Origin of the sequence: Halomonas sp. DP3Y7-2 (assembly GCF_019800795.1) — a bacterium.
Lineage (GTDB): Bacteria > Pseudomonadota > Gammaproteobacteria > Pseudomonadales > Halomonadaceae > Halomonas > Halomonas litopenaei_A.
Map to the genome: position 1 here is coordinate 22654 of NZ_JAHVKJ010000002.1, position 15515 is coordinate 38168.

Sequence of the window (15515 nt, forward strand, 5' to 3'; positions counted from 1 at the left end):
TGTCGTGACCGACCGCTACCCGGCGGCCTCTGGTGTGTGGGCCGCGACGCCACCACGCTTGAACCGCTTGCGCCGTTGAAGGCCCCAGTAGGCGAACGTGAAGTACACCAGCGTGCACCAGATGGTCACGTCGTAGAACAGCTCACGATTAACGTAGTATTCGTAGAGATCCGGGCTATCGAACATGACTCGCCAGGCCAAGACGGCGGGCACGATCAAACCTACCCCGCACCAGATGACGACAATGCCCTTGGACAGCCAGGTCTTGTCCTCGATCCTCTGGCGATGCTTCTCCGCCGCCTTGCGTTCATGGCGTTCAGCCACCCGCTGATGGAAGTCTTCCAGCGCGCGCTGCTGCTCTGGATAGGCCTCACAGGCCCCTGCCCGCCGCGCGAGAACGACATAGATCAGGATGGAGACACACCAGGTAGGGAGAAACAGATAGTAGAACGGCATGATATCCAGCACGTTCAGTCCCACACCAAAGGCCAGCGAAAGAAGCCAACTGGCAATGGCTGGACGATTGTCTGCCAGCCCCTTGAAGCTGGCCCAGTATGACGTCATGCCAAGCCGCGGGAACAGCTGGTACTCGGCAAAGGCAATCCCGCCTACGGGCACCAGTATCAGGCCCGCATAGGTCAGCAAGGGCAGCATGCTGCGGTAGACGAACGGGAAACAGCTCGCCCCCATGACGCCTAAGCCTACCAGCATGGTCACTTTCCAGCGCTTGACCTCAGGCATCAAGGCTTGAGCTGCCAGGCCTGCTCGGTACAAGTTCGAATTGGCGGTCGTCCACCCCGCCACGACCACGATGACGAAACCGGAAAGTCCGAGCGCATAGAAAGCCACATCGCCGGGGTCCACCACCATGATGCTGAGCTTCATGGTAGCCGCGGTCGCCGCCCCCATGAGCCCGGCCGAGATCCAGGCAACGTAGTGACCAAACATCATGCCTGTACAGGTGGCCAGACCGTAGCGCACCTTGCGTGCATAACGCAGAAGCGCCATATCGATCAGTCCGAAGTGCGCAAAGGTATTGGCCGCCCATGCGAAACCGATGACCTCCCAGAGACCGATACCTGGCTCGCCTTCAGCGTTGACGCCGGTGAACACGCTGGCACTGGCAATGGCAATGAAATCAGAGACACTGGTGAGTGTCGTGAAGCCCGTCACCGACTCCGCCAGCGCTGGAATCAGCACCATGCCCCCGGCGGTAAACATGACCATCAGCCAGGGGGCACAGATACTGGCAAACTCGCTTAGCGCGTTGAAGCCAAACGCTGCCACCAGCACCACGATCGCCCCTACGGCAAAGGCAATCAGCACAAAAGCCACGTCCGTAGGGTAGGGAGCCACTTGCGGAGGCACATCGAACAGCACGCGTACTGCGGTCGCTGACACCGTGATCATGGCCGCCGAGATGGCCGAGAAGATCACCACATTGGCGCCATTGTAGAGCTTGGCCATGACATTACCGGCGATCCGCTCCAGATAGGCAAACAGGCTCAATCGCGTGCCTACCGCGATCGGGGCCGTAATCAGCGTGAAGCTCAACACCGCCAACGTATTGCCGATGATCAAGCCGATCAGGATGTCCCATATTCCTGCCCCCAGGCCGACAAAGGTGGCGCCTATCACGAACTCCGTCGCGGCGACGTGTTCCGCCGCATAGAGCCCTAGAAAGTGTCTGGCACCATGCTGCTTGTGAGGCGACACCGGCAGCTGCTCATCGTCGATGCGCTCCAGCGGCTGATGGGGGTTGAACCCGGATGAAGCCATGGCAATCTCCTTGTCCCGGCGCAGGACACTACGCCTGGTATCACGAGGCAGTGGGCGGCCTGGCGTTAGCTTCACGCCGGCAAATGACGCCCACAGCCGATGCATCATTGATCGGCAAAGCGGGCCTGCTCGGCCACCTTCTGGGTTACCCACTGCGCGTTTTCCAGCGCCTCATCGACCGTTATCTCGCCTGCCAGCGCCTTCGCGAAGCGATTGCCTACCGCCGTGGCGATACCAGGAAAGGCAGCAATCGCCACGTACTGGATGCCACGATACGGCACTGGCTCCACCGTCGGGTTCCCAGGATCTGCGGCTGTCAGCGATTCCAGCACCATGTCACTGTATGGCGCTGCGGCCTGATAGTGGGGATTGGCATAGAGGGAGCGGCGAGTACCGGGAGGGACCTGAGCCCACCCTTCATCCTCGGCGACCTGACGTTGGAAGTCTGCCGAGGTGGCCCAGGCGATGAAACGCTTTGCCGCGTCGCTACTAGTGGAGCTCGACGGTATCGCTAGCGCCCATGCCCACAGCCAGTTGGCTCGCTTGCCCATCCCCTGCTGTGGCGCCAATGCAAACCCCACCCGATCGGCCACCATTGACTCTCGTGGGTTGGTGACGGCGGACGCCGCGACCGTAGCATCCACCCAGATCGCGCACTTGCCCTGCTGAAACAGCGCCAGGTTGTCATTGAAGCCCAGTTGCTCCGGATTCGGTGGGCCATACTCCCACAACAACGATAGGTATTGGTCCAGGGCGTCACGCCAGGCGGCCGTCGCCAACTGCGGGACCCACTGCATGTCGAACCAGCGGCCACCATAGGCGTTCGCCATCGCCGTCAACAGCGCCATGTTTTCGCCCCAGCCCGGCTTGCCCCTGAGGCATATGCCATAGTGCTCATCAGGGTCATGCAACGCAGCGGCAGCCCGGGCGATGAACTCCCAGCTCGGTGACTCGACCATGCTCAACCCGGCTTCGGCGAAAAGATCCTCGCGATACAGGGTAAATGCCGACTCCGCATAGAATGGAGCAGCATAAAGCTGCCCCTGGAACGACAGCGCTTCACGCACTGTGGGCAGTAGATCATCCACCTGGTAGCTGGCTGGCAGGTCGTCAAGGGGAAGCAGCCACCCTCGCTCGGCCCAGATCGCTGCCTCGTAGGTACCAATGGTCACGATGTCAAAGCGCCCCCCCGCAGTGGCGATATCCGTCGTCACATGCTGACGCAGAGTGTTTTCATCCAGCGCCACCCACTGCAACTCGATATCTGAATTCGCGGCGGTAAAGCCCTCACTGAGCTGTTGCATGCGGACCATGTCACGGTTGCCCACCGTGGCGATGGTCAAGGCACTGATCGGCGACGATTCAGCGAGCGCCGCCCCCGTGCTTAACACGCATGTCAGGCTGCCTGTTACCAACACGGTTCTGAGCAACATGGCACCTCCTAAAGTTGCCTTTAACAAACACCTATTAAGCAAACTTAGCAGGCTCCGCCGGATACACACTCCGTAACTGTGCAGCTATGCACACAACCAACAACGCCCTGCAATGGTCCGAAGCGACCGTCGCAGGGCGTGCGGGTAACGACTGGAGGGGAGAAGGATCAGCTGCCAGGTTGCCAGCCGTTGACAATGGGATAGCGGCGGTCGCGGCCAAATCCGCGCTGGGTCACGCGTACTCCGACCGGTGCCTGTCGGCGCTTGTACTCACAGCGGTCCACCAGCTTGACCACCTTGTACACATCCTCGGCACTGTACCCTGCCGCGATGATGGCTTCGGCACTCATGTCACCCTCGATATAGCGCACCAGAATGGCATCCAGGGTGTCGTAGTCAGGTAGCGAGTCACTGTCCTGCTGGTCCGGCGCCAGCTCCGCGGAGGGCGGACGATCGATCACGCGCTCGGGGATGACCAGGTTTTCGGTGTTGCGCCAGCGTGCCAGGCGATACACCCACGTCTTGTAGACGTCCTTGATCGCGTTGTAGCCCCCCACCATGTCGCCATAGAGAGTGGCGTAACCCACCGCCATTTCACTCTTGTTGCCGGTCGTCAGGACCATCAGTCCCTTCTTGTTCGACAGTGCCATCAACAGCACGCCGCGACAGCGTGACTGCAGGTTTTCCTCGGTGGTATCCCGCTCGGTCCCTTCGAAGCTCTCGGCCAGAGTGTCCATGAAGGCTTCGACCATGGGCGCGATGGGCATGACCTCGTAGCTGACGCCGAGAAGTCGGGCCTGTTCGGCGGCATCTTCCTTGGAGATATCGGCGGTGTAGTGATACGGCATCATCACCGCGTGCACCCGCTGAGGCCCCAGTGCATCAACCGCGATGGCCAACGACAGCGCCGAATCGATACCACCGGAGAGGCCCAGTACCACCCCCTGGAAACCGCTCTTGTTGACGTAGTCTCTCAGCCCGGTGACCAGCGCACTGTAAAGGTCTTCTTCTGGCGCCACGTCGAGGTCTAACTCCCCCTGACGCGGTGACCAGCGACCCTTTTCGTGAGAAAAATGAACAGGGCTCAGCCAGATGTCCCAGTGGGGAGCCTGGACGGCGAGGCTGCCATCGGCATCGACGCAGCAAGAGCCACCGTCAAACACCAGCTCATCCTGGCCGCCGATCTGGTTGACGTAAACCAGCGGCAGTCCCGCATCACGTGCGCGCTGCTCGAGCAGTGCCAGGCGCTCCGCAGGCTTGTTCTGGTGATAGGGTGAAGCATTCAACGTCACCAGGATGTCAGCACCGGCAGCACGAGTCGCCTGGATCGGCGCTTCCTGCCAGATGTCCTCACAGATCAGGACACCCAGCTTCGCCCCTTTATGCTCGATCACCAAGGGGCTCGCACCGGCAGTAAAGTAGCGCTGCTCGTCGAAGACCTGGTAGTTGGGCAGCGCCTGCTTGGCATATTCATCCAGCCACTGTCCGTTGTAGAGGACGCCCGCCATATTGTAGAGCGCGCCTTCGCGACGTCCGGGATAGCCAACGATGACCATCACGTCGCGCACCATCTTGGCGGCCATGCGTGCACGAGCCTCACGCAATCGCGTCTCCATGGAGGGGCGCAGCAAGAGGTCTTCGGGGGGATAGCCGGTCAGAAAAAGTTCCGGCAGAACAACCACGTCAGCGCCGTGCTCGAGGTAGGCCTCCCGCACGGTCTCGATCGCCCGGTCGGCATTGCCGGGGATGTCGCCCACCAGGGGATCGAGCTGCGCCATCACCAGAGTCAGGTCTTGCATGAGCGAAGAAATCTCTCGAAAATCGATAGGGTCAACCCATTGTCCCGCAAGGGCCGCCAAGTGGCAAAGGCCGCCGCTCATCGAGGGCCGCCTCCCCACCGGGAGTAAGGATGAACCTATTGATTATCCGTCTGCTGATCTTTGCCGTGGTGTTTTTCGCCGGGCTCAAGCTGTATCGCATGTACCGCGAATGGAAGCTCGAGCAACAAGACCACGGCCCGAGCACACAGCAGGGCGGAAAAATGGTCCGCTGCAGTTGGTGCAACGTGCATCTGCCGGAACAGGACGCCCTGCGTGCGCAGGGACAGTGGTTCTGCTGTGGCGACCATCGTGACAAGTCCCTGGCAGAGCACGAGGACAAGGACAGCGACGACTAGGCCTCGGGGGCCAGCCTGTCATTGCTCCAGCCGGCCTTCCAGGGCATAGGCGGAGGGCTCGATAATGGGCCGGCGTCCCAGCATCTGGTCGACCAGCAGCCGCGTAGACGCCGGAGCCAGCACCAGTCCATTACGATAATGCCCGGCATTGACGTGCAGGTTGTCCCAGCCGGGGGCTCTGCCGATGAAGGGCACCCCATCGGGCGACCCCGGGCGCAGCCCCGCCCACTGGTGTTCTACCTCACAGCTTGCCAGCGCAGGGATGATCCCGGTGGCAGACTGCCACAATGATTGCCGGGCCTGCTCATCGACTCCCTTGTCGAACCCGGCTTCCTCCAGCGTCGAGCCTGCCAGCACGCGACCATCACCCCGGGGAATCACGTAGCGCCCGTCCATCAACACCACCCGCTCCACCATGCCAGGCGGCGCCTTGAACAGCAGCATCTGGCCCTTGACCGGCCGCACCGGCAGGCTGAGATCCGCCAGCTTGGCCAGCTGGGCGGACCATGCACCCGCACAGATCACTACCTGGTCAGCGCCGACGTCTCCCTGGTCCGTGGCTACCGAGGTGACGCGCTGGCCCTGCCGGTTGAGCCCTGTGACCGACGTCTGCTCGGCAAAGGTCACGCCAGGCATGCTTGAAAGCCTCGTCTTGAGCGAACGCATCAAGCGCGGGTTGCGAATACTGCCCAGCGTTGGCATCCACAGGGCGTCCTCGACATCCTGACGCACCTGAGGCTCCTTGGCGCGAATCACCTCCGCCCCTACCCGAGACAGCGGCTTGCCGACTCCCCTGGCCCACGCCAAGGCGCGTGTTTCATCTTCGACACGCAGGTAGAGAAGCCCCTTCTGACGGTATTCTGGATCTACCCCTGTCTCTTCGAGCAGGCGCAGCGACAGCTCGGGATAGGCGCCCTCGGACCAGCTCGCCAACTGGGAAACAGGGTCGCTATAGCGCCATGGGTAAAGCGGCGAGACGATCCCTCCTCCCGCCCAGGAGGCTTCTCTTCCACATTGCCCGCGGTCGATTACCGTGATGCTGTGGCCAGCATCTGCCAACTGCAGGGCCGTCATCAGCCCAATCACGCCACCGCCGATCACCACAAACTCGCTCAAAACACGCCTCCCACCTGTCTACCCCACTATCGAGAACTACACTCGGAACAACACCCGCACGACCAGCACCGCTTCAACGCCATCATCACCTGTGTCATCGCCCCAGGGGCATGACGCCGGGCGCGACGGAGGCCTGCCCGTTCATTTCGCCAGCATAGGCGGCAGCGAAGGGAGATTGCCATGGACGACGACCGATCTGCTGCGCAGCGTCCTTGCCTCCAAAGACCTCAGTCGGGTGCGACCCTGCTGGAATTGCTGCTGGTCATCGCCATTATCGGCATGCTGAGCGCGGTGGCCGTGCCGGGCTATCGCGCGATGATCGCTCGCCAGCATATCGCCAGCGACGTTGCGCGGCTACAGGACGCCCTGGCGCTGACCCGCAGTACCGCGATTGTGCGTGCCTCCCAGGTCACCCTGTGTCCTAGTGCTGATGGCGTACACTGCGGTACTGACTGGACAGGAAAGCTGTTGATCAAGGCAGGAGCTCCGAGCTGGGGTGGCGCCACACTGCGAGTGTTTCCTCCAAGCCTGCTGCCGCGCATTCGCTTTCGCGAGGACCACAAGCCCGTCAGGTTCTTGGCCAATGGACGGGCCAGCGGGCACAACGGGACCTTTGAGCTGTGCACAAACGATCGGCGTCATGTGCGCCTGGTACTCAGCAATTTCGGGCGCCTGCGCAGCGAGACTCACTCCACAACGACGCCCTGCCTCGAAGGCTAGGCTTTGTCCGAAAAGTCGACGAGTGAAGGTTAGACAAGGCAAAAATCGGTGAGAAAGCGCAGTTTACGAGGTGTAAATGAGCATTTTGACCGGGCTGGCGTACCAGACGATTTTAACGCCGTATCACCAAGCGCAGGCACTTTTCGTACAAGCCCTAGGCGGATCGATCCAGCCACAGGGCACCATCGGCACTCTCACCACCACCGAGCTCCGGCTCTACCCTCACGTTGTGATCGACAATCACGGTTCCCGCCGACACCAACGCCCCTTGCACCTCGAACGTCGCATTGTCCACATCACCGTGAATGGAAATACCGTTCGCCCAGACGCTGCCGTCCAGGATAACGCCACCCTGACCATTCAGCGTGACCTGCCCCGTCGCCACCACATCACAGCCGTAGCTGCCAGAAGGTACCGTCATGGTCACCGCCCCATCCACGATCACCGCATCCAGATCAGCATGGGCGGACAGGTCCATGGTGCCGTCAAAGCCCCTGTCGCTATCACACAGCACGGTGTGATTCTGATACGCACAGCCACTCGCATCAAACGGCACCCCCTCAAAGGCCGCGAACACTTCATCCATGTAGGGTCTCGGGTCGAGCGACGGAGCGGGCTGACCTGGCGACGGCGCAGTGTTCCAGCACATCTGCACATCGTTCGGACCATAGTTGACGAAGGGGCCCGCCGACACGGTGTCACAGCCATCCGGGAGTGCGGGAACGGGACTTGCGCCACCGTCCCCTTTCGATGCGGCAATAATGACACCGTGCAATGCCAGATGATGAGACCCATCCTCGACGTAGCCCACGACAAGACGAGCCGCACTTCCCTCATGATCGCAAGGGGACCACCGGTAGCCAACGCCTGGCTGATTCGGCAGGGTACCCGCCTCTCGCCAGGAGGGCCCCCACCCTCCTGCCATCACCTGCTGCTCCAACACCTGGCAGGTTTCTTCGGTGGCGGACAGGGTCATATCGAGATCTTGCATCACCTCGGCAGCGCCCCAGTCGGCGGCCATCTGTGCTTGAGCCATGGCTCGCATATTGCCCGCAAGACGTTCGTCGACCACGGAGGACTGGACCGCTGCCATGGCAATCACCGAGGCGATGGCCACCAGCGACAGCACCACCAGAAGCACCGCCCCACGCTGTCTGTCACACATCGAACATCTGTTCATGGCGAGCCCTCCAGCGACGCCATGGCGGTCTGGCGATTTACCACGTGCAACGACAAGGGCACGGGACTGTGAGGCAGGCTCAGCGTGATGCGATAGAGCCCCTCACCAAGCGACTCCAGCACGGGATCCTGGTCACAGTGACCGCTATCGGCCAGGCCATCGACCAAGGGCTCACCACTCAGCGCATCGTGCAGGGTGCAGCCTTCGCCATCGAGCGAAGGCCTGAGCACGTAGCTGTCTACGTCAGCCGATCCGCGCCGCACCGCGGCGGTCACGGTATCCAACGCATAGCTGATCACTGCCTGACGATCGGCGAGTCGTAAGACCGTATTGGCGCTGACGTTGGCCTCATGAAACAGGTTCCCCGCGGCAAGGATGACCAGGCTCCCCACCAGCATGGCCACCATCAGCTCGACCAGTGACACGCCACGCTGCGCGCCCAAGCGGATAGCGAGGTGCCCGCGCCCCAGCCCGCTCATAGGTGATCCCTGGCCGGCAACTTGACCCAATAATCGAACACGCTGGGATCGGAGAAGCGTTCGTCCTGCCAGCGAATCGATATCTTGAAGGCGCAGTCTTCGGCAGGCTCGATCGACTGATCGGCGTCGGCAAGCCCCGGTAGAAAGGGCGCCCAATGCTGGTGCCACTGATGTGAGCGAAGGCTTTGCGCAGCATCGGGAGGACACTCGCCGTCTAGCGCCGTCATGCTCGCCCACAGCAACTCCCTGGCATCCTGGGCGGCAAGGTCGGCGAGAGACCGCTGAATGCTGGAGTGCGCCCCCTGGAGGCTGCGCAGCTGCAGCCCCGCAATACCCAGCAAGCCAACTGACAGCAGCAGCAGGGCCACCAGTGCCTCGAGCAGGGAAAAGCCACGCTGCCACGCTGGCGTGATCATACGGCCCCCTCTCCCGCCCCCGAGCGTACGATGCCGCTGGGCTCCACGCGGATCCAGCGGCGCTCGCCTGCAGGCGAGCTCAGCCACAGCCGGCATGGTGGCTCGAAATGACACTGGTCAAGCCGCCCCATGAGGTCGAAGGTGACGTCACCGGCGGTCAGGGTCGTACCATCGGTACGTGAGCTTTGCTCGATCATCAACGCTGGTTCGCCGTGACTGGCGGACACGGGACAGCCCTCAGCAGCGCTGTTGCCTGCCAGCACCTCCAGTCGCCAGTGACCGCTGCATTCCTGCACTCGTACTGTCACATTCTGACGGCGAGTCAGGGCCGTCGTCCGTGCCAGGGTCAAGGCGCCCACCAGCTGGTTGGCATCGGCGACCAGACGCTCATGCCGCAACCACTGGTGCAGATTGGGCACCGCCACTGTCGCCATCAGCGCGACCACCGCCAAGCCCAGGACCAGCTCAATCAAGGTCATCCCTCGCTGGCGGCGACTACCAGCACTCATTCGGTGCACGCTCCCCGGTCTGGTCCATGGTCAGGCTGTCGCATCCGCCCTTGACCGAGTGGGCATCCACCGCCCGGGCCTCAAGAAAGAAGCGTCCCGGATAACGCTCCACGGTCAGCAGATAGAAACCTGACGCCGAGGGCGTGGCCAGGCCATCGCAGGCGGGCGCATCATACGCCTGATCACGGGTGTAGCAGCGCTCCAATGAAGAGGCCGCGGTCAACAGCAGCGCACGGCCATCGGCGACCCGGCTCTCGCGCAGGCGTTCGGTGTACATCGGGTATGCCACCGACGCCAACAGGCCCAGGATGGCGACACACAGCAGCAATTCCAGCAGTGTAAAGCCCGCCTGGCCTCGCCGCCCCCCTGCTGCCGTCTGCCGTCCTGACGAAGGCCGGGAGCCAGCGCAACGGCGGCTACCTGCTGTGCGCCTTTGGCGATCACCCATGCATGCACCGCGCCTGGCTAGCGGCTGCAGTCTTACCATCATCAGGCATCTCCGGCTCGTTTTCGCCCCAAGTATGTCCCAGTGGGACGGCCAAAGGCAGGCGCTGGATCAAGGATCTGTCACAGAGCAACGAATAGGCACAGAAACCTGGTCATCCCGAGCCTTGGATGCAAAAACGCCGCCCTGTGACAGGCGGCGCTTTTACATCGGTGCTTTCTTATCGACGCATTCTTGTCGGCGTGAAGCTCAACGCTCGCAAGGGGTCTTGCTCGAAGACTAGTCGCTGACGATAACCCGGTCACGCAGCTCTCGGGGCATCGAGAAGGTAATCGTTTCTTCACGCCCTGCCAGTTCCTCGGGCGCTTCGGCTCCCAGTTCGATCAGCCGGTCGATCACACCCTTGACCAGCACTTCGGGGGCACTGGCCCCGGCCGTAACGCCGACGGAAGTCACGCCGTCGACCCACGCCGGATCAATCTGCTCGGCATTATCGATAAGGTAGGCGGCGGTGCCCACACGCTCGGAAAGCTCCCGCAGTCGATTGGAATTGGAGCTGTTCGGACTACCCACCACCAACACCAGATCTGTTGCCGCGGCCAGTTCCCTCACCGCATCCTGACGATTCTGGGTGGCGTAGCAGATATCGTCCTTGCGCGGGCCTTGAATCTCGGGGAAGGTCGCACGCAAGGCGTCAATCACGCGAGCGGTGTCATCCATGGAGAGGGTCGTCTGGGTGACGAAGGCGAGCCGACTGGGGTCCTTGACCTCCAGCCGAGCGACGTCATCCTCATCCTCCACGAGGTAGATCTGGCCACCATAGGAAACATCATAACGTCCCATGGTCCCTTCCACTTCAGGGTGGCCCTCGTGGCCGATCAAGATGCACTCTTGCCCACGGCGGGCATAGCGAAGCACCTCCATATGCACCTTGGTCACCAATGGGCAGGTGGCATCAAACACCTTCAACCCGCGCTGCTCGGCTTCCTCTTGCACCGCTCGCGATACACCGTGGGCAGAAAAGATCACGATGACATCATCGGGCACTTCATGCAGCTCTTCGACGAAGACCGCGCCGCGCTCACGCAGGCTATCGACCACAAAGCGGTTGTGGACCACTTCATGACGCACATAGATCGGCGGTCCGAACACATCCAGCGCGCTGTTGACGATATCGATGGCCCGGTCGACGCCGGCACAGAAGCCGCGGGGGTTGGCCAACTTGATTTGCATGGTCTGCCTTGCCTTGGCGCCTTCTAGGCGTCTGATTGAGCGGTGGTTTAGCAAATGAATAAACTGCTGGTGGATCAGGCTCTAACCCGCTGGGCCTCGCCTGACACACCCAGAGACGCAGGCCTGTCAGTGCGTCGTGGCGGGTTTGACGCCCAGTACCTCGACCTCGAAGGTCAGGGTGCGTCCTGCCAGCGGATGGTTGAAGTCCACTTCCACCATGTCTCCATCCAGCTCGGTGATGACACCGGGAAGCTCGTCACCGTTGACGTCGGCAAACGACATCACGGTGCCCACTTCGGGCTCATCGCCGTTGAACACATCGCGCTTCATGCGCTGAATATTCTGCGGATTGTGCTGGCCAAAGGCATGCTCGGGGCTGACCTCGAAGCTGCCGCTATCGCCATCTGTCATGCCCTTCAGCGGTTGCTCGAAACCGGGTGGCAGGTTGCCGTCGCCCAGCTGAAAGGTAGCCGGACTCTTGTCGCGGGTGCTGTCCACCACGGTGCCATCTTCCAGCTTGAGGGTGAAGTGCAGAGTGACTTCCATGCCCTCGTCGATACGGTAGTCGCTCATGGGATCTCCAAAAGAGTGACAGGCCGGCGGGGGTCGGTAACGCCCCCGTCGGCAAAGGAGGGGTTAGCCGCGCCGGGCGCGTCGACGTTCGCCGAAGATGGACTCCCAGATCAGGCCGATGGCCCCCAGGGTAATACCGATATCGGCCACGTTGAAGGCCGGGTAGTACCAGCCCGCCACATGGAACGACAGAAAGTCGACCACGTAGCCATGCACCAGCCGATCGTAAAGGTTGCCCAGGGCGCCCCCGATGATCAGCGCCAGGCAAGCTCCCAGCAGCTTTTCATCCTGGCGCAGCCGCTTCATCCAGATGGTCAGGCCGACGGTGGCCGCCACAGCAATGGCGGCAAACAGCCAGCGCTGCCAGCCTGGGTGGTCAGCCAGGAAGCTGAAGGCGGCACCAGTGTTGTGCAGCAACGTCAGGTTGAAGAACGGCAGCACTTCTACCGGCGTAGCGTAACTCAGGGACTGGCTCATCAGCGCCTTGGTGCCAAGGTCGAGCACGATCCAGACCAACGCCAGCCACCACCAGCGCAGCGGCTGCTTCATCGGTTGCACCTGAGAACTCATCGCGTCCTTTGCCTCCTTGGCAGTCGACTCGGCAGGATCAGGCATAGTAACGCACCTCGCCCGAGCCATCGGGCAGGTTGCTGACACAGCGCGAACACAGGTCGGGGTGCTTGGGCAGCGAGCCTACCTCAGGACGATGATGCCAGCAGCGCTCGCACTTGGCGTGGTCACTGGCACTCACCGCCACCTTGAGACCTTCGACATCTGTATCCGCGGCATCGCTGGCCTCGGCCAGCGGCGCCAGGCGCACGTCGCTGGTGAGCATGACAAAGCGCAGCTCATCGCCCAGCCGCGACAGTAGCTCGCTGAGTTCATCGCTGACGTACAGCGTCACCTCGGCGGCCAGGCTGCCCTTGATGGTCTTGGCGTTGCGGGCGTCTTCCAGACACTTGTTGACCGCTTGCTTGACGGTCAGCACCTGCTCCCAGAAGTCACGGCCCATGCTGGCGTCGCCACTGAGGGTGGACAGACCGGTGTAGTAGGTCTCCAGCAGTACGCTGCGGCCCTGCTCCAGACCTTGCTCACCAGGAATATTCTCGAAGATTTCCTCGGCGGTGAACGACAGGATCGGCGCGACCCAGCGCACCAGCGCCTGAACCACGTGATACAGCGCGGTCTGGGCGCTGCGACGGGCCTGGGAGTCCGCCTGGGTGGTGTACTGGCGATCCTTGATCACATCCAGGTAGAAGCCACCCAGCTCCCGCGCACAGAAACCATGCACCTGCTGATAGACGTCGAGGAAGCGATACTCGGCATAGGCCGTCTCGATGCGCTCCTGCAGCTGGGCCGCGCGGTCCACCACCCACTGGTCCAATGCCAGCATGTCATCGAAGGCCAGCGCATCGCGCTCGGGGTTGAAGCCGTTGAGGTTGGCCAGCAGGAAGCGTGCGGTATTACGAATGCGCCGGTAGACGTCAGCGGTGCGCTTCAAGATCTCGTCCGACACCGCCATCTCGCCTGAGTAGTCGGTAGACGCCACCCACAGGCGGAGGATATCGGCCCCCAGCTTGTCCATCACCTCCTGCGGAGCCACCACATTGCCCATGGACTTGGACATCTTGCGGCCTTGCGCGTCAACGGTGAAGCCATGGGTCAGGAGACCGCGATAAGGCGGATGACCATCGATGGCGCAGCCGGTCAACAGCGATGAGTGGAACCAGCCACGATGCTGGTCGGAGCCCTCCAGGTAGAGGTCCGCTCGCGGCCCGCTCTGGTGCCCATGGGGGTGCGAGCCACGCAGTACATGGCGATGGGTAGTGCCAGAGTCGAACCACACATCCAGCGTGTCGGTGACCTTGTCATACTGACCGGCCTCGTCGCCAAGCAGCTCTGCCGGATCAAGGCTGAACCAGGCGTCGATGCCGGCCTGGTCAACCAGGTCTGCCACTTGCTCGGTCAACTCTACCGTGCGCGGGTGCAGCTCGCCGGTCTCCTTGTGCAGGAAGAACGGGATCGGAACCCCCCAGTTACGCTGGCGGGAGATACACCAGTCCGGGCGGTTGGCAATCATGCTATGCAGGCGAGCCTTGCCCCAGGCCGGCACGAACTGGGTCGCTTCGATGCCCTCAAGTGCACTCTCGCGCAGGGTGCGGCCATCGTGCCCCGGAATGTCCATACCGACGAACCACTGGGCGGTGGCACGGTAGATGACCGGCGTCTTGTGGCGCCAGCAGTGCATGTAGCTGTGAGTGATGGTCTTGTGGGCCATCAACGCACCTGTCTCGGACAGGGCCTCGACGATCTTCGGATTGGCCTTCCAGATCAGCATGCCACCGAACAGGGGCAGATCATCGACATAGCAACCGTCGCCCTTGACCACGCTGATGAAGTCGCTGAAGTCCATGCCGTAGCGACGGCAGGAGTCGAAGTCATCGACCCCGTGCACCGGTGCCGAGTGAACGATGCCGGTGCTGCCTTCATCGCAGGTCACGTAGTCGGCCAGATACATCGGCGCGGTGCGCTCATACAGCGGGTGCTGGAACTCGATCAGCTCCAGGCGCTCACCGCGAGCGGTAGCGACCACGTCACCGCTGAGACCGAAGCGTTCCAGGCAGCTCTCTACCAGGTCCTCGGCCAACAGCAGCAGGCGCTCGCCCGTGTCGACCAGCGCATAGTTGAATTCGGGATGGACGTTGAGCGCCTGGTTGGCCGGAATGGTCCAGGGCGTCGTGGTCCAGATCACCACGGCGGCAGGCTTCGTCAGGCTGTCCAGGCCGAACGCGGCGGCGAGCTTGTCAGCATCGGCACAGGTGAAGGCCACATCGATGGCATCGGACTTCTTGTCGGCGTACTCGACCTCGGCTTCGGCCAGGGCAGAACCGCAATCGAAGCACCAGTTGACCGGCTTGAGTCCCTTGAACACGTAGCCGCCCTTGACCATATCGGCCAGCGCGCGAATCTCACCGCCCTCATTGGCGTAATCCATGGAGCGATACGGGTTGTCCCAGTCGCCCACCACGCCCAGACGCACGAAGTCCTGAAGCTGGCCCTGGACCTGCTCGGCGGCGTAGTCACGACACAGGGCCCGCGCCTTTTCGGGCTCCAGGTGCTTGCCGTGGGTTGTCTCGACCTTGTGCTCGATGGGCAGGCCGTGACAATCCCAGCCCGGCACGTAGGGTGCATCGAAGCCCGCCAAGTTCTTCGACTTGACGATAATGTCCTTGAGAATCTTGTTGACGGCATGACCGATGTGAATGCTGCCATTGGCGTAGGGAGGGCCGTCGTGCAGCACGAACACCTCCTGGCCCTGGCGTGCTTCACGCAAGCGCTGGTAAATGTCCAGCTTCTGCCACTGTTCAATCCGGGCCGGCTCGCGCTTGGGCAGCATGCCGCGCATCGGGAATTCGGTTTCTGGCAGATTCAGAGTGTGCTTGTAGTCGCTCATAG

Annotated in this window: 15 protein-coding genes; 2 read left to right on the forward strand and 13 right to left on the reverse strand. The window is 62.1% G+C overall.

Annotation, left to right across the window (positions count from 1 at the left end; all coding sequences use genetic code 11):
• Window positions 1-15: 15 nt before the first annotated feature.
• The 3 genes from KUV45_RS03325 to KUV45_RS03335 all read right to left on the reverse strand — a co-directional run bounded on the left by KUV45_RS03325 (window position 16) and on the right by KUV45_RS03335 (window position 5011).
• Window positions 16-1779: a cytosine permease gene (locus KUV45_RS03325; RefSeq protein WP_206943979.1), complete on the reverse strand. Its 1764-nt coding sequence runs from the start codon at window positions 1777-1779 to the stop codon at window positions 16-18.
• A 104-nt stretch (window positions 1780-1883) separates the two neighbouring features.
• Window positions 1884-3212, reverse strand: coding sequence for a sugar ABC transporter substrate-binding protein (locus tag KUV45_RS03330; RefSeq protein WP_222164056.1), 1329 nt, complete (start codon window positions 3210-3212; stop codon window positions 1884-1886).
• A gap of 167 nt (window positions 3213-3379) precedes the next feature.
• On the reverse strand, window positions 3380-5011 hold the full coding sequence (locus tag KUV45_RS03335; protein ID WP_222164057.1) for an NAD+ synthase: 1632 nt from the start codon (window positions 5009-5011) through the stop codon (window positions 3380-3382).
• A gap of 110 nt (window positions 5012-5121) precedes the next feature.
• Between KUV45_RS03335 and KUV45_RS03340 the strand changes: the two genes are divergently transcribed.
• Window positions 5122-5388, forward strand: coding sequence for a PP0621 family protein (locus tag KUV45_RS03340; protein WP_222164058.1), 267 nt, complete (start codon window positions 5122-5124; stop codon window positions 5386-5388).
• A gap of 18 nt (window positions 5389-5406) precedes the next feature.
• Here the strand turns inward: KUV45_RS03340 and thiO are convergent, their stop codons facing one another.
• Window positions 5407-6504, reverse strand: coding sequence for a glycine oxidase ThiO (gene thiO, locus KUV45_RS03345; protein ID WP_222164059.1), 1098 nt, complete (start codon window positions 6502-6504; stop codon window positions 5407-5409).
• A 180-nt stretch (window positions 6505-6684) separates the two neighbouring features.
• On the opposite strand from thiO, the gene KUV45_RS03350 reads away from it, so the two are divergent.
• The gene (locus tag KUV45_RS03350; protein WP_222164060.1) at window positions 6685-7224 is read left to right on the forward strand and encodes a GspH/FimT family pseudopilin; all 540 of its coding nucleotides are present in this window, start codon (window positions 6685-6687) and stop codon (window positions 7222-7224) included.
• Window positions 7225-7378: 154 nt separating this feature from the next.
• Here the strand turns inward: KUV45_RS03350 and KUV45_RS03355 are convergent, their stop codons facing one another.
• From KUV45_RS03355 to ileS, 9 genes are all read right to left on the reverse strand, one after another.
• Entirely contained in the window at window positions 7379-8404 is a 1026-nt protein-coding gene (locus KUV45_RS03355; RefSeq protein ID WP_222164061.1) for a PilX N-terminal domain-containing pilus assembly protein, read from the reverse strand.
• A complete protein-coding gene (locus tag KUV45_RS03360) occupies window positions 8401-8883 on the reverse strand; it encodes a PilW family protein (RefSeq protein WP_222164062.1) in 483 nt (160 codons plus the stop codon). Before KUV45_RS03360 ends, KUV45_RS03355 begins: the two co-directional genes overlap by 4 nt.
• Window positions 8880-9299, reverse strand: a complete 420-nt coding sequence (gene pilV / locus KUV45_RS03365; RefSeq protein WP_222164063.1) for a type IV pilus modification protein PilV — start codon at window positions 9297-9299, stop codon at window positions 8880-8882. The genes KUV45_RS03360 and pilV overlap by 4 nt, the downstream gene beginning before the upstream one ends.
• A complete protein-coding gene (locus KUV45_RS03370; protein WP_222164156.1) occupies window positions 9296-9808 on the reverse strand; it encodes a prepilin-type N-terminal cleavage/methylation domain-containing protein in 513 nt (170 codons plus the stop codon). The genes pilV and KUV45_RS03370 overlap by 4 nt, the downstream gene beginning before the upstream one ends.
• Entirely contained in the window at window positions 9795-10256 is a 462-nt protein-coding gene (locus tag KUV45_RS03375) for a type IV pilin protein (RefSeq protein ID WP_222164064.1), read from the reverse strand. Before KUV45_RS03375 ends, KUV45_RS03370 begins: the two co-directional genes overlap by 14 nt.
• Before the next feature lie 276 nt (window positions 10257-10532).
• Entirely contained in the window at window positions 10533-11486 is a 954-nt protein-coding gene (gene ispH, locus KUV45_RS03380; RefSeq protein ID WP_206943993.1) for a 4-hydroxy-3-methylbut-2-enyl diphosphate reductase, read from the reverse strand.
• A gap of 126 nt (window positions 11487-11612) precedes the next feature.
• Window positions 11613-12059 carry an FKBP-type peptidyl-prolyl cis-trans isomerase gene (gene fkpB / locus KUV45_RS03385; RefSeq protein ID WP_206943994.1) on the reverse strand — a complete coding sequence of 149 codons (447 nt, stop codon included), beginning with the start codon at window positions 12057-12059 and terminating at the stop codon, window positions 11613-11615.
• Window positions 12060-12122: 63 nt separating this feature from the next.
• A complete protein-coding gene (lspA, locus tag KUV45_RS03390) occupies window positions 12123-12629 on the reverse strand; it encodes a signal peptidase II (protein ID WP_224852145.1) in 507 nt (168 codons plus the stop codon).
• A gap of 37 nt (window positions 12630-12666) precedes the next feature.
• A complete protein-coding gene (ileS, locus tag KUV45_RS03395) occupies window positions 12667-15513 on the reverse strand; it encodes an isoleucine--tRNA ligase (protein WP_222164066.1) in 2847 nt (948 codons plus the stop codon).
• Window positions 15514-15515 lie beyond the last annotated feature (2 nt).